Source organism: Bacillus stratosphericus (assembly GCF_020524495.1).
Taxonomy (GTDB): Bacteria; Bacillota; Bacilli; order Bacillales; family Bacillaceae; genus Bacillus; species Bacillus stratosphericus_B.
Genome location: NZ_JAIVLB010000011.1, coordinates 58,231 through 72,351, shown reverse-complemented (window position 1 = coordinate 72,351; position 14,121 = coordinate 58,231). Strand labels below are relative to the sequence as shown.

General features: G+C 40.4%; 15 protein-coding genes. 3 read left to right on the top strand and 12 right to left on the bottom strand.

The annotated features are described in order from the left end of the window. The first annotated feature begins 70 nt into the window (after positions 1–70). Positions 71–712, top strand: coding sequence for a two-component system response regulator ComA (gene comA / locus LC033_RS06540; RefSeq protein WP_226567434.1), 642 nt, complete (start codon positions 71–73; stop codon positions 710–712). A 23-nt stretch (positions 713–735) separates the two neighbouring features. Next, positions 736–1,125 (top strand): hotdog fold thioesterase, encoded by a 390-nt coding sequence (locus tag LC033_RS06535; protein ID WP_226567432.1) that lies wholly within the window; start codon positions 736–738, stop codon positions 1,123–1,125. Positions 1,126–1,357: 232 nt separating this feature from the next. Here the strand turns inward: LC033_RS06535 and mnhG are convergent, their stop codons facing one another. From mnhG to LC033_RS06500, 7 genes are read right to left on the bottom strand one after another with little or no spacing between them, the layout of a single operon-like run. After that, the gene (mnhG, locus tag LC033_RS06530; RefSeq protein ID WP_226567430.1) at positions 1,358–1,732 is read right to left on the bottom strand and encodes a monovalent cation/H(+) antiporter subunit G; all 375 of its coding nucleotides are present in this window, start codon (positions 1,730–1,732) and stop codon (positions 1,358–1,360) included. Then, positions 1,716–2,000, bottom strand: a complete 285-nt coding sequence (locus tag LC033_RS06525; RefSeq protein WP_226567461.1) for a Na(+)/H(+) antiporter subunit F1 — start codon at positions 1,998–2,000, stop codon at positions 1,716–1,718. Before LC033_RS06525 ends, mnhG begins: the two co-directional genes overlap by 17 nt. Further along, positions 1,997–2,476 carry a Na+/H+ antiporter subunit E gene (locus LC033_RS06520; RefSeq protein ID WP_226567428.1) on the bottom strand — a complete coding sequence of 160 codons (480 nt, stop codon included), beginning with the start codon at positions 2,474–2,476 and terminating at the stop codon, positions 1,997–1,999. The genes LC033_RS06525 and LC033_RS06520 overlap by 4 nt, the downstream gene beginning before the upstream one ends. 6 nt (positions 2,477–2,482) lie before the next feature. Next, entirely contained in the window at positions 2,483–3,958 is a 1,476-nt protein-coding gene (locus LC033_RS06515) for a Na+/H+ antiporter subunit D (RefSeq protein ID WP_226567427.1), read from the bottom strand. Beyond that, on the bottom strand, positions 3,951–4,292 hold the full coding sequence (locus LC033_RS06510; RefSeq protein WP_226567426.1) for a Na(+)/H(+) antiporter subunit C: 342 nt from the start codon (positions 4,290–4,292) through the stop codon (positions 3,951–3,953). Before LC033_RS06510 ends, LC033_RS06515 begins: the two co-directional genes overlap by 8 nt. Then, positions 4,292–4,723, bottom strand: a complete 432-nt coding sequence (locus LC033_RS06505) for a Na(+)/H(+) antiporter subunit B (RefSeq protein ID WP_226567425.1) — start codon at positions 4,721–4,723, stop codon at positions 4,292–4,294. Before LC033_RS06505 ends, LC033_RS06510 begins: the two co-directional genes overlap by 1 nt. Then, a complete protein-coding gene (locus LC033_RS06500; RefSeq protein ID WP_226567424.1) occupies positions 4,720–7,125 on the bottom strand; it encodes a Na+/H+ antiporter subunit A in 2,406 nt (801 codons plus the stop codon). The genes LC033_RS06505 and LC033_RS06500 overlap by 4 nt, the downstream gene beginning before the upstream one ends. 219 nt (positions 7,126–7,344) lie before the next feature. Between LC033_RS06500 and LC033_RS06495 the strand changes: the two genes are divergently transcribed. Further along, on the top strand, positions 7,345–7,554 hold the full coding sequence (locus LC033_RS06495) for a hypothetical protein (protein WP_226567423.1): 210 nt from the start codon (positions 7,345–7,347) through the stop codon (positions 7,552–7,554). Between the two features lie 75 nt (positions 7,555–7,629). On the opposite strand, the gene maeN is transcribed toward LC033_RS06495, so the two are convergent. From maeN to LC033_RS06470, 5 genes are all read right to left on the bottom strand, one after another. Continuing rightward, positions 7,630–8,949 carry a sodium/malate symporter MaeN gene (maeN, locus tag LC033_RS06490; protein ID WP_264188670.1) on the bottom strand — a complete coding sequence of 440 codons (1,320 nt, stop codon included), beginning with the start codon at positions 8,947–8,949 and terminating at the stop codon, positions 7,630–7,632. Between the two features lie 193 nt (positions 8,950–9,142). Further along, positions 9,143–10,102 carry a guanosine ABC transporter permease NupQ gene (locus tag LC033_RS06485; protein ID WP_226567421.1) on the bottom strand — a complete coding sequence of 320 codons (960 nt, stop codon included), beginning with the start codon at positions 10,100–10,102 and terminating at the stop codon, positions 9,143–9,145. Further along, on the bottom strand, positions 10,103–11,149 hold the full coding sequence (locus tag LC033_RS06480; protein WP_226567420.1) for an ABC transporter permease: 1,047 nt from the start codon (positions 11,147–11,149) through the stop codon (positions 10,103–10,105). It lies immediately after the preceding gene. Next, positions 11,142–12,677 carry a guanosine ABC transporter ATP-binding protein NupO gene (locus LC033_RS06475; protein WP_226567419.1) on the bottom strand — a complete coding sequence of 512 codons (1,536 nt, stop codon included), beginning with the start codon at positions 12,675–12,677 and terminating at the stop codon, positions 11,142–11,144. The genes LC033_RS06480 and LC033_RS06475 overlap by 8 nt, the downstream gene beginning before the upstream one ends. A gap of 155 nt (positions 12,678–12,832) precedes the next feature. Further along, positions 12,833–13,915, bottom strand: coding sequence for a BMP family lipoprotein (locus LC033_RS06470; protein WP_226567418.1), 1,083 nt, complete (start codon positions 13,913–13,915; stop codon positions 12,833–12,835). Between the last annotated feature and the right edge of the window lie 206 nt (positions 13,916–14,121).

The window sequence follows — 14,121 nt, the reverse complement described above, 5'->3', positions numbered from 1 at the left end:
AGGATAAAGACTTGGCATCTGCCAAGTCTTTTATATAAAATGGAAGTGAGTGATTTAAAGGGAGGAAGACATGAAGAAGATATTGGTCATTGATGATCATCCGGCTGTCATGGAAGGGACAAAAAGCATATTAGAATCAGATCAGCAGCTATCAGTCGATTGTTTAAGTCCTGATGCAGAAGCCGCCTTTTTAAAGACGCATGACTTTTCCATCTATGATTTGGTCTTGATGGATTTAAATCTCGGGGATATCAATGGAATGGACATTGCGAAACAAATTTTAGAAACGAATCAACAAGTGAAAATTATCATTTATACAGGGTATGAAGTAGATGATTATTTCGAAGAGGCCATTCGGGCTGGATTGCATGGTGCAATTAGTAAAACAGAGACAAAAGACAAAGTGATTGAATACATACACCGCACATTGCAAGGAGAAGTTGTCATTCAGCTATCCTATTTAAAGAAATTAATTTCACAGCAGCAAGAAAAGCCAGAACAGGATCAGCAGCCGGATCATGAACTGTTAACAGAGCGCGAGTGTTTAATCCTCAGAGAAGTGGAAAAAGGGTACACGAACCAAGAGATTGCCGATGTGCTTCATTTGAGCAAACGCTCGATTGAATACAGTTTGACTTCCATCTTTAATAAGCTGAATGTTGGATCTCGAACAGAAGCAGTGTTAATTGCAAAATCTGAAAGTGTGCTGTAAACGTGTGAAGGGAGAGGGCCTTGATGGATATGAGTGGATCAAATACACTGCTTGAGGCACTGGGTATTGAAATTGTGGAATGCAATCAATCACGCTGCGTTGCGACAATGCCAGTCGATCACCGAACAAAACAGCCATTTGGATTACTGCACGGAGGAGCATCGGCTGCTCTAGCAGAAACGGTGGCGAGCATGGGCGCTACTGCTCATTTAGACTTAACTCAGCAGGTTTGCTCAGGTATTGAGATCAATGCCAATCATTTAAAATCTGTACGGGATGGAGTGGTGACAGCGATAGCTGTTCCTGTACATGTAGGACGGCGTACAATGGTATTCCAAATCGATATAAAAGATGATCGAAACCGGCATGTCTGTACGTCTAGATGCACACTTGCTGTCATCGATCGCATATAAAAAAGCGCTCGGTCCATCGGAAGCTTTTTTTTACTCTGTTGAACGATAATGTTGATATTTGAGCGTCATAATGGAGGTTTTTGGTTTCTAGAAAAATTCAAAGTGAAAAGGTGTTGCTATCTATGATAACTCTTGCTAATATTCTTTACACTCGTAAGACATAAATAAAAGGACCTAACACGTTAGGCCCTTCATTTATTTGTTCCTCCACAAAAGGATATTAAATTGTCTTTTATAAATAAGAATCCTCATTTCGCTTAATCACGAAGTTACGAAACCCGTCATAATCATCTTGCACACTCCGTTTGTCCATCTTGACTCCTGTGTTGTAGGCAGCTCTTCCGATCAGGTGAGCGCCGACTGGTGCTGTCAGGAAGATAAAAACAATCCCGAGTAGGATTTTCGCAGAGATAATACCTGCAAGAAACCATTCATGAAAGAATACACCAACTAAAATGAGTACAACGCCAAGTGTCGATGCTTTTGATGCAGCATGCATACGTGTATAGACGTCCGGTAAGCGAAGTAAGCCAATGGCTGAGATCAGACAAAGGATGGCGCCAAGTAGAATAAAAAAGATCACAATGGCTTTAGCGATGACGATCATTTTCAATCACTTCCCCTTTCTCAAGGAATTTAGAAAAAGCGACAGTGCCGATAAAAGCTAGGATACCGAGCAGTAAAATAATTTCAAAGAACATAGTCGTCTTCAGTAATATTGAAACAATGGCTGTCATCCCAATTAAATTGATCCCTACCGCATCAAGTGCACTCACACGGTCAGGAATGGAAGGTCCTTTGATGACCCTGATGACAAAAAGCAAGGTAGACAATGCGAGAATGCCGAGTGAAATTTGCAATACGAGTTCCATTATTTACTACTCACCTCCTGAATGGCTTTTTCAAATGATACACGAATGTCATGGATGGCTTTTTCAGCATCTTCAATATCCATCGCATGAATATATAAAATGGATCGATCATCCGATATATCAATGACCAGTGTGCCTGGTGTCAATGTGATTAAATTGGCAAGCACAGTAATTTCCCAATCACATTTTAAATCTGTACGAAAGGCGAAAATTCCCGGCTTGATTTGAAGCTTCGGTGATAATATGTTCTTCAAAACACTCAAATTGGCAAGAAGCAGTTCACGAATGAAAATGATCAAGAGCTTGAAAATGGCATAAAGTGCATAGCCATAAAAACGTTGCGGGAAGAATCGCCGCAGCATAAAAATAGCGACCATCCCAAGTACAAAGCCTTTTACAAAGCCTGAGGCTGTGTAAGTATCATTCATAAACATCCATGTAAAGGCGAGGAGAGCGTTTAATAATATTTGAAAGGCCATGTTCATCTACTCCTTCAGCACAGCTTGAATATATTTTTCTGGTGTTGAAATCATTTCCGCAGCTTGATTGATATAAGGTGCAATGAACTCTGTTCCTAATCCAATCGCAAGCGATAAAACAACAAGCAGTACTCCAGGATACACCATACCTTTAATCGACTTTCTTCTCGGAAGTTCCTGTTCTTCGCCCCAAAATGCGAGCGTGAAAATCCTCATAACAGAATAAAGGACAAGCAGACTAGACAGTAATACGAGAATGGAAAATGTCATGTGTCCAGCAGAAAATCCACCTTCAACAATTTTTAGCTTTCCAACAAACCCACTAAGTGGCGGAATACCTGCAAGTGATAAAGCGGAGATGAAAAACATCCAGCCGAGGAGAGGCTGGGATTGAATCAGACCGCCCATTTTTTTCAGGCTGTTGGTGCCAGCGTACACAAATAATGCACCTGCCAGCATAAATAAAGCTCCTTTGATCACCATATCGTGAATGAGATAATAAATGGCTCCTTGGAGCGATGCTGGTGTATTGGCTGCAATGCCAAATAAGATGACCCCAACAGCTGTCACAATATTATAAATCACGATTTTTTGTATATCAGAATAGGCGATAGAACCAATCACACCGAAAATAACCGTTAGGGCGGCTAGCCACGCCATGAGTGTATGTGTGAAGGCTGTATCATGTATAAAAATTAACGTAAAGACTCTGGCAATGGCATATAAGCCTACCTTTGTCAGCAGTGCGCCAAATAGTGCTGAAATTGCTGCAGGAGGTGCATGATATGATCCTGGCAACCAGAAATAAAGCGGGAAGACACCAGCTTTTAAGCCAAATACTATGAGGAACAGAATCGAAATGACGGTGATTAATCCTGTTTGTCCTGATTCAGCTATTTTCACACTTAAATCAGCCATATTCAATGTGCCAGTGACCGCATATAAACAAGCTATACCGACAATAAATAATGCCGATGAGATGATATTAAACACAATATATTTCAGTGATTCACGAAGCTGGGGCTTTGATCCGCCTAACACAATGAGCATGTAAGACGCCATCAGCAGTAATTCAAAGAAAACAAACAAGGTGAATATATCTCCTGTTAAAAAGGCACCACTGACGCCAGCTAATAAAAACTGTACACCAGAATAAAAGAACAGCCGCTCTCTTTCTTTCCCAATCGTTTGAAAGGAGAAGAGAACTGTGACAAGTCCAACAATGGAAGAGGTCAGTACGAGCAGTGCAGCAAACTGATCGGCCACAAGCGCAATTCCAAATGGTGCTTTCCAGCCGCCCAAATAAAGTGTCTGTATACCTTTTGTAAAAATCGTTTGAACCAAAAACAAGTTACATATAATGGCTGAAAGAGATGCAAAGACACTAAAGCCTCTAGACAGCATGATGTTCTTGTTCATAAAGATCAATAGTGTAGCGGATAGTAATGGAATTAAAATAGGCAGGATCACGAGATTATTCATGCTGATCATTTCCTCTCATTTGATCCATGTCATCTGTTCGTAGCTCTTGAAAGGCACGGAAGGCCATGACGAGCAAAAAGGATGTCACACCAAACGAAATGACAATGGCTGTTAAAATTAATGCTTGTGGCAAAGGATCTACATAGGATGTGAGCCCCTCTTTTAAAATAGGAGGTGCTCCTTTTTTTAAGCCGCCCATTGTTAATAGAAGCAAATGGACGCCGTGACCCAAAACAGCAGTACCGACGATGACCCGTAGAAGACTTTTTGAAAGCATTAAATAGGTCGCCGTCATAAAAATAATTCCGACGATAATAGACATTAGAAATTCCATTATTCCTTCTCTCCAATCGTTTGAATAATGGTCATGGTGACACCAACAACTACCAAATAAACACCGATATCAAACAGTACCGCTGTTGCCAGCTCTGTTTTCCCTAAAAACGGCAATTGAAAATAACCAAAGGTATGGGATAAGAAAGGTGCTCCGAACAGGAAAGATCCGATACCGGTCAGGATGGCAATGAGGAGCCCGACACCTGCTACATAAATAAAATTAAACGGCAAGATGCGTCTCACTGTTTTTAGGTCATAGGCTAAGAGCAGCAGGACGACAGCGCAAGAACTCATTAATCCACCAATAAACCCTCCGCCAGGATTGTTATGTCCCGCAAGAAACAGGTGGAGTGAGAAAAGCAATATGATGAATGCAGTGATTTTGGTTGTGACTTGTAATAGTATATCATTCGTCTCAATTTTTCTCATCGCCGCATTCCTCTCTTCTGTTTTCTTTGTGACTTTAATAACCCATAAATACCAAGTGCTGCGATAGCAAGCACTGCAATTTCAGTAAGTGTATCAAAGCCCCTAAAATCAACAAGAATGACATTAACAATATTGTCTCCACCTGCAAGCTTGTAGCTGTTCTTAATAAAATAAGACGCAATGGTATCAAGTGACTGCTCACTTGTTGAAGCGAAGGCAAGGCAGGTAACAATGATGCCGACACCTAATGAAATGATTAAATTTGTCAATCTGAACCTTCTCTTTTTTTGCTTCAAGCTCAGTTTTGGCAGGTGATAGAAGCAAAGTAAAAACAGCGCAACAGAAATCGTTTCAATAATCAGCTGTGTGAGTGCAAGATCAGGTGCTCTGAAAATGACAAAAAATAGTGAGAGCGTATAACCCATGACACCTAGTCCAATAATGGCCGTTAAGCGAGAACGGGCAAACACAGTCGTGAGGGTCGCCGCCACCATGACAAGTGAAAGGATGACCTCGTAAGTGCCGATTGGTGCAGCATGCTCCGTTTGAAATGAGAAGGCTTGTTGATAGACCATGACGCTTCCAAGCACGATAATCATGAACCCAAACACATAGACAAGGTAGTCACGAAGAAACCCAGTCATATAGCTGCTTGTCAGTCGATACGAGCCTTTTTCTAATCCTGTAAGCGAATGATCATATAATGAGTTAAATGACCATTTTTCTTTGAAGATATTGTAGATTGGACGCCATTTTGACAACGTCAAATATCCGATGATTCCTAAAGCGACAACACCTATCGTCATATAAAGCTCTTTCTGAAAGCCGTGCCATGCTTCAATTTTGACAACAAACCGTTTTCCTGGATCAATCGCATCAGGGATAATGGCTGCAATCGCAGGTTCGATGACAGAATAAGCTAGAATATTTGGGAAGAAGAAAAAGGTGACCACAAGTGCAGCAAGAATAATTGGTGGGATGAGCATACCAATCGGTGCCTCGTGCGGTTTTTTTTCTAATTGATCGAGTTGTAGGCGACCTCTAAATGTTTTAAAGAAGAGCATCATACTGTAAATGAACGTAAACACACTAGCGATCCAAGCAATTGCTGGGAAGATAGCACCCCATGTGGAAACATCGGTAAAACTGATGTCAGAGATACGTATCATGCTTGTGAAAAATAGCTCTTTACTCATAAAGCCATTAAATGGCGGAAGTCCAGCCATTGAGAATGTACCAATCAATGTAATTGTAAATGTAATAGGCATGATGGTCATTAATCCACCTAATTTACGAATGTCACGTGTGCCTGTTTCATGATCAATAATACCAGCTGCCATAAAGAGACTGCCTTTAAACGTGGCATGGTTGATTAAATGAAAAATAGCGGCCAGAACGGCTACGCCGAAAAAAGCAGGATTGTTTTCATGAATGGCAGATGCGCCTACTCCAAGCATAAGCATAATCATGCCAAGCTGACTAACGGTTGAAAAGGCCAGAATAGCTTTCAAATCGTTTTGCCGGACGGCGTGAAATGATCCCCAGAATAATGTGACAAGTCCAACGATTGAAAGGGTCCAAAACCACACCTCTGAAACTGCAAAGATTGGACTGAAGCGGGCAACAAGATAAATACCAGCTTTTACCATTGTGGCAGAATGCAAATAACTGCTCACTGGAGTTGGTGCTTCCATTGCGTCAGGCAGCCAAATATAGAATGGAAATTGCGCTGATTTAGTAAACGCACCAAGTAAGATCAACATCATGGCAGGGATAAAATAAGGTGATGCCATAATGAGCTGAAGCTGATTAATTGCTTCACGGATACTGAATGAATCAGTGATCAAGTAGATAAGGATGAAGCCACCAAGCATAGCCAATCCACCAAAAACAGTAATAAGCAGTGATTTTGTCGCTCCGTAACGAGAACGATCTCGCTTATACCAATACCCAATCAAGAGGAAGGAAGAGATACTCGTTAGCTCCCAAAACAAGTAAAGAACCACCATGTTGTCAGATAGAACGATACCAAGCATAGCGCTCATAAACATTAACAAATACGTATAGAAAGAGCCGATTTGTTCTTTTTCCTTTGACAAGTAGAAAATACTGTACAAGACCACAAGTGCGCCAATACCTGTAATTAATAGCGCAAATAACAAACTAAGTCCGTCTATATATACAGTGAAATTCATTCCGAGTGAAGGAATCCATTCGGCCTGTGAGAACAACGTTCGTCCATTTGATGTGATTGTGATCATTTGGACAAAATAGCTAAATAAAAGAATAGGGAGGATAAGAACAAACCACCCCGTATGTATACGCTTTACGTATTTAAAAAGAAAAGGCACAACAAACGCAAGCAAAAAAGGTGATAGGATGGCGAAGTGAATAAGCTGCAAGAAATAAACCTCCTTCGATCAATATAAATTCACGTTCTAAAGAACTGGTAAATAAAATTATAGCGTAAATACAGAAATAGTGCATTGGTTTGAACTGATTTACAACAAATTGTATTTATTTTTGAGTTCTTTTGACCACAAAAATTATTTTATCAAAAATGAAACTCGTTGTATATTGTTTTGTTTTTCGTACATGCTTTTCTTAAAGGAGCTGATTACATGAAACTAAAAGCGGGCATCAGCTTAAGCATATTCTGCACGATTTTAGGAGGAGCATTCTTAATAGAACGAAATGATCAAAAAAGGTGGCAGTCAGAAAGTGAATGGCCGATGTTTTCAGAACATCTTCTCTATATGACCTATCAAGAAGCAAGACAATATCCATTTCAGCCGAGAGAATATATACGAGTAGTCTTTGGTGAAGAATAAAGTCTAATAGGAAAAAAGGAATATAAAAAAGCATGTGCCCATAATGAGAGCTCATGCTTTTTATGATTGTATTGATTAAGTAAACATTCTGAGTAAGATCGTTGCGCAAATAACAGTTGCTGCTCCGCCAAGACGTGTTGAAACTTGGGCGAAAGGCATAAGTCCCATTCTTCCAGAAGCGGAAAGGATCGCAACGTCACCAGTACCGCCTAGTCCGCTGTGGCAGCCAGTAACAATTGCAGATTCAACTGGGTACATGTTCATTAATTTACCAACGATGTAACCAGAACCAACCATTCCAAGAACAACAGCGATACATACGCATACAAATGGAATAGAGATAACAGTTGCTACATCATCAAGCGGAATGTAGAGAATTCCTAGACCAACCATGAGTGGCCATGTGAAGCTTCTAGATACAAACTTGTAGAACTGTTGAGAACCATTTTGTAGATGCTGAGGCATCACGTTTAAGTATTTAATTAATGCTGCAAGAACAATCATTAAAATTGGACCTGGAATATGGATAAAGCTTTCTAACAAACCACCAAAGATAAAGGTCGTACAAGCAATAAGTACACCTGCACCCATTAAACCGAAATCAACTTTTGCATCCATATCAGGCTGCTCGAAAATTTCATTTGCTTCTTTCGTTTTTACAAGACGGCCATTCCCGTTAAGTTCAGGACGCTTTTCACCAAGCTTTTTCATGGCGCCAGCACAGATAATGGCAATGACGTTCCCAATAACAGCAGCAGGAATTAATTGAGAAATTAATGACTCTGCTGATACACCAAGAATTTGTGAATAAGCAATAGATAATGGCAAAATCCCTTCACCAACACCACCAGCAATAATCGGTACAATAATAAAGAAGAACGAATGATGTGGTGTGTAACCAACTAAAAGACCAACAAGAATTCCGGCAGTCACAGCTGCAATTGTACCTGCGACAAGAGGAACAAACATACGAATAAGGCCTTGTACTAAAACAGTTCGTTGCATCCCAAGAATACTACCTACTACAAGAGCAGAAATATAGAAGTAAAGGAAGTTAGACGTTTTCATAAGAGACGTAACCGCTTCCAACGAGTTTGGATTCAGAACATGAAAAAAGACCAGGAACGATGGTACGAATAAAGAAAGAATCGCTGGTCCACCAATATCTTTTAAGATTGGAATACGTTGTCCTACATCTCCAAGGAAAATCCCCAAAATCATAATAACAGCGAAACCACCAAGCATATTTACTGGAATTTTATTGAAATAAGCGGCAGTTAAAATAATCGCTGCAAGTACTAAATACACAGGAAGATCAATAACACCAATTTTCCAAGACATCATCTTTCGGAAAATGCTTTTATTATTGTCAGAATCGTTTGTAATCGATTTCAATTGTTGTGCATTAGCCACATAAACACCCCCAAACGCTATTTGTCTCAATTGTAGAAGATTGAATGATACTCTTCTATTTATTAAACTAAATTAAGTATAATAAAAGTAAAATAAACAGGGATTTTTTCGTTTTTATCATACAAAAATCCCCTGAAGATAGTTTGTCCTTCAGGGGATTGTTCATATATCGTATTTATCGTTTTCCTTTTAAATAAGGTGTACCAAGGGCTTTCGGTGCATCTGCACGTCCGATAAAGCCAGTAAGTGCTAGGATGGTAAGCACATACGGTGCAATGAGCATGTACACGTTGGGTATATCTTGAAATAACGGTAAGAGAGAGCCAATGATACTTAAACTTTGAGCAAATCCAAAGAATAATGCAGCGCCCATTGCGCCAAATGGATGCCACTTACCGAATACAAGAGCAGCCAAAGCAATGAAACCTTGACCTGTAATCGTCGCATGTGAGAAATCTAGAGCGATGGTCGAAGCGTAGACAGCCCCTCCAAGACCGCCAAACAGACCACTAATGAAAACGCCAATATAACGCATACGATAGACTTTAATGCCCATTGTATCAGCAGCCATTGGATGCTCTCCGACTGCACGAAGACGAAGACCAAATGGCAGTTTAAACAAAACAAACCAAGCAACAACCGCTAGAGCTAATGTGAGTATGGACGTATAATATACATCTTTAAAGAAAATATCACCAATGATTGGAATATCACTTAAAAGGGGAATATCTCCTTTATAGAAAGGCTCTGTAATTTTATCTGTTTGTGCTTTTCCGTAAATAAGCTTAACGACAAACAATGTAGCGCCAAGAGAAAGCATATTAATAGCGACACCACTGACAATTTGATCTGCTCGAAACGTTATGGTCGCAACAGCGTGAATGAGTGAGAACAATCCGCCTACAGCCATCCCAACGAGAAGACCAAGCCATGGGGTCAAGGGGCCAAACATATCAGCAAAAAACAAGTTAAAGATAATACTGGAAAATGCTCCGATGACCATCAAACCTTCAAGACCGATATTAACAACACCTGATCTTTCTGAAAAGACGCCTCCAAGAGCGGTTAAAATAAGTGGTGCAGCATAAACAAGTGTAGCTGGGATGACGATTTCAAGAATTTGCAGAAACCCCACTTATTTCCCCCCCTTTTTCTTCATTTGTTGAATCACAATCCGGATAATATAGCTTGAGGCGACGAAAAGAATAATGATCGCAATGACAATATCAACGACCTCAGTCGGTACGCCAGATTCAAGCGGCATATTTAAAGCACCGACCTTCAATCCACCAAGCAATAATGCAGCCAGAACAACACCAATGGTTGTGTTTCCGCCTAATAAGGCGACGGCGATTCCATCAAAACCAACACCGGTAAAAGAGCCTTTAATAGAGGCATACTCAAACGTTCCAAGCCCTTCCATTGCACCTGCAAGACCTGCAAAGGCACCAGAAATCAGCATCGCATAAATGATATTACGGCGAACGTTCATTCCGGCATAATGTGAGGCCTTTTGATTCATGCCAACAGCTCGTAATTCAAACCCTTTAGAGGTTTTTTGAATAATGACCCACATGACAACAGCAGCAATGATGGCAACAAAAATACCATTATGCATTCTAGAAAAATCGGTGATTTGCTCAAAGAATCCAGAGCGAAGCGATGCGGTTGCTTCAATTTTTTCTGTTTTATCTTTATTACTTGTTAAGACATTTGAAATCAAATAGTTTGTTACATGAAGGGCAATATAGTTCATCATGATGGTGACAATGACTTCATGTACATAGAAACGAGCTTTTAAAAACCCAGGAATAAAGCCCCATAATGCACCTGCAACAGCAGCCGTGATCAGTGCAAGAGGTAGGTGGATGTAGATCGGTGCATGAACCGTAGTTCCAATCCATACAGCAGCTACCCAGCCGATCAGTAATTGACCTTCTACACCGATATTAAAGAGGCCTGTCCGAAATGCAAAGGCAACAGCAAGCCCTGATAAAATATAAGGTGTAACTTGTCTGATGGTTTCTCCCATATAATAGGTCTCACCGAAGACGCCATTCCAAAGGGCGCCATAGCCTTCGATGACACTATAACCGCTTGCAAGCATGATAATGGCCCCAACGAAAAGACCAAGTACAATGGCTATAAGCGGAATCAGCAGATTTGTTAAGCGATTAGACATTTGCTTCTTTCCCCACTTCCTGTTGCGTACTTCCAGCCATTAATAGACCAAGCTCTTGTTCTGTTGTTTCTTTTGGATCAACAATGGCGATAATACTACCTTCAAAGATCACAGCAATTTTGTCGCTGACATTGATAATTTCATCAAGCTCAAATGAGATGAGCAGTACGGCTTTGCCCGCATCTCTTTGTTCAATGAGACGTTTATGAACAAATTCAATCGCACCAACGTCAAGTCCGCGTGTCGGCTGTGCGGCAATTAACAAGTCAGGATGACGGTCAACTTCACGGCCTATAATGGCTTTTTGCTGGTTACCGCCTGACAGCGCACGTGCTTCTGTATATTCATTCGGTGTCCGTACGTCATATTCATCAATAATGCGTTTTGCTTTTTGATAAATATTTTTCATATTCATTAAGCCAAACTTTGAGTATGGGCGCTGATAATATGTTTGTAAGGAAATATTTTCTCCAATTGAAAAGTCGAGAACAAGTCCGTGTTTATGACGGTCTTGAGGAATATGGCCAATACCAGATTCGGTGATCTTACGAGGCGGGAGATTTTGAATGGCTTTCCCGTTTAGCAGGATCGTACCAGATTCTGATTTTTTCAGACCTGTAATGGCTTCAATTAATTCAGATTGACCATTGCCATCAACACCAGCGATTCCGACAATCTCGCCAGCCTTCACTGAGAGGTTAAGATGTTTGACTGCTTCGATTCCTCGTGCGTCTTTTACAGTCAGGTCTTGAATTTGAAGCACTTCCTCAGCAGGAGAAGCTGCTTTTTTGTCTGTTTTAAATGAAACTTCCCGGCCGACCATTAAGCTGGCAAGCTCGTCTTTATTTGTGCTTTCAACATCAAGTGTACGAATGCCTTGACCTTTTCGAATAATGGTGACGCGATGACAGGCATTCATAATTTCCTTCAGCTTATGGGTAATTAAAATAATGGATTTACCTTCATTGATTAAATTTTTCATAATTTGTATAAGTTCTTTTATCTCTTGAGGTGTTAAGACGGCTGTTGGTTCGTCGAAGATCAAAATGTCTGCGCCGCGGTAAAGTGTTTTTAAGATTTCTGCACGCTGCTGCATTCCGACAGAGATGTCAGACACTTTAGCAGCAGGGTCTATTTTCAGCCCATAGCGATCGGAAAGCTCTTGCACTTGCTGAATCGCTTGCTCTTTGTCAATCTTTCCAAATTTCTTTGGCTCTTTCCCTAAAATAATGTTTTCAGCAACAGTGAATGTATCCACAAGCATAAAGTGCTGATGCACCATTCCAATGCCTAAATCACTTGCATCATTCGGACTTGAGATGTGAACGGGTTTTCCGTGTACCTTGATTTCACCTTTTTCAGGCTGATACAGTCCGAAAAGCACGTTCATGAGCGTTGATTTTCCAGCGCCGTTTTCACCAAGCAACGCATGAATTTCACCCTTTTTAAGCTGTAGCGTAATGTTGTCGTTTGCTACAATGCCAGGGAATTCTTTGCGTATATTCAACATTTCAATGATATAATCCACAGGTTTAACCGCTCCTTTTTTAGGGTGCTGATGAAGATAAAAACTAGCAAAAGAAAAGCTGCAAAACAAGGCTGCAGCTTTTCTTTTACCACCTTTTACGAATAAAGAGGAGGTAAAGGAGAGGCAAGGGGATAAGACGCGCTTATCCCAATGAATTAAGCTTTAAAATCTTTTAGTTCATCACGTGTTGCAGGGATTTTGACTTCACCCTTAATGATTTTTTGTTTCCATTCTTCTACTTTCTTTAGTACCTCTTCGTCAAGGTTATCCTGTGATGGAGAGATGTCAACGCCGCCTTCTTTCAGACCGTATGTGATCACTTCGCCTCCAGGGAATTTACCTTCTTTTGCTTGCGTTGTTAAGTCTTGTACTGCTGTGTCTACTTTCTTGATCATAGAAGTAAGGGTGACACTTTGCTTTGTTCCAGGTACTTTTCCTTCGTCATACTGGTCTTTATCTACACCGATAACCCAAACATTACGGTTAGGGTCAGCTTTTTTCAGGTTTTTCGCTTCTGTAAAGACACCAGTTCCAGTACCGCCAGCTGCATGATAAATGATATCTACGCCAGATTTGTACATACTTTCAGCTGTTGCTTTCCCGATGTCTGCTTTATCGAATGCACCAGCATATTTCACTTCAACTTTTGCTTTCGGATTAGCTGCTTGAACGCCTGCACGGAAACCAACTTCGAATTTTCTGATCAGTTCAGAGTCAATGCCACCAACAAAACCGATTTTGTTCGATTTTGTAGAAAGAGCAGCCGCAACACCAACAAGGAAAGATCCTTCGTTTTCGTTGAACATAATGCTTGCTACATTGTCTTTTTCCACTATTGTATCAACGATCGCAAAGTGGTTTTTCTTACGTTGATCTGCAATTTCGGTAATAGAATCTTGCATTAAGTAACCAATACCGTAAATCAGGTCAAATTTTTCACGTGCAAGTGTGTTTAAGTTTGTTGTATAGTCAGCGTCTGATTTAGATTGTAAGTAATCAAAGCCATTTTTACCTTTTGTTAAATTGTTGTCTTTTCCAAATGCCTGTAGACCTTCCCAAGCTGATTGGTTAAACGATTTGTCATCGACACCACCGACGTCAGTTACCATTGCAACAGTAAATTGATCTTTATCTTTTTTACTTTCACCGCTGTTTGAACCAGAGTTGCCGCATGCTCCAAGGATGGTTCCTGCTGCTACGACTAAGGACAATGCTAGTCCAATTTTTCGCTTCTTCAAAACATAACCTCCTATAAAATTTAAAAGTTTTTTTAGAAAAGTCAAGCGAAAAAAGACTGGCTACATCTTCACCGCCTTGTGAAAAGTTATTTTATCCTGCTTTCTCAAAAAAATTCAGAGAGCGGAAGAGAAGATGTAAGACATCAGACTTGTATCTCGTTGAACTAATCAATCATAATTTATCATTTCCGATCGAATAAATAAAT

Coding starts and splice junctions, on each gene's coding strand:
- comA (WP_226567434.1), top strand. CDS start 71: ATGAAGAAGATATTGGTCATTGATGATCATCCGGCTGTCATGGAAGGG.
- LC033_RS06535 (WP_226567432.1), top strand. CDS start 736: ATGGATATGAGTGGATCAAATACACTGCTTGAGGCACTGGGTATTGAA.
- mnhG (WP_226567430.1), bottom strand. CDS start 1,732: ATGATCGTCATCGCTAAAGCCATTGTGATCTTTTTTATTCTACTTGGC.
- LC033_RS06520 (WP_226567428.1), bottom strand. CDS start 2,476: ATGGCCTTTCAAATATTATTAAACGCTCTCCTCGCCTTTACATGGATG.
- LC033_RS06515 (WP_226567427.1), bottom strand. CDS start 3,958: ATGAATAATCTCGTGATCCTGCCTATTTTAATTCCATTACTATCCGCT.
- LC033_RS06510 (WP_226567426.1), bottom strand. CDS start 4,292: ATGGAATTTCTAATGTCTATTATCGTCGGAATTATTTTTATGACGGCG.
- LC033_RS06505 (WP_226567425.1), bottom strand. CDS start 4,723: ATGAGAAAAATTGAGACGAATGATATACTATTACAAGTCACAACCAAA.
- LC033_RS06495 (WP_226567423.1), top strand. CDS start 7,345: ATGAAACTAAAAGCGGGCATCAGCTTAAGCATATTCTGCACGATTTTA.
- LC033_RS06480 (WP_226567420.1), bottom strand. CDS start 11,149: ATGTCTAATCGCTTAACAAATCTGCTGATTCCGCTTATAGCCATTGTA.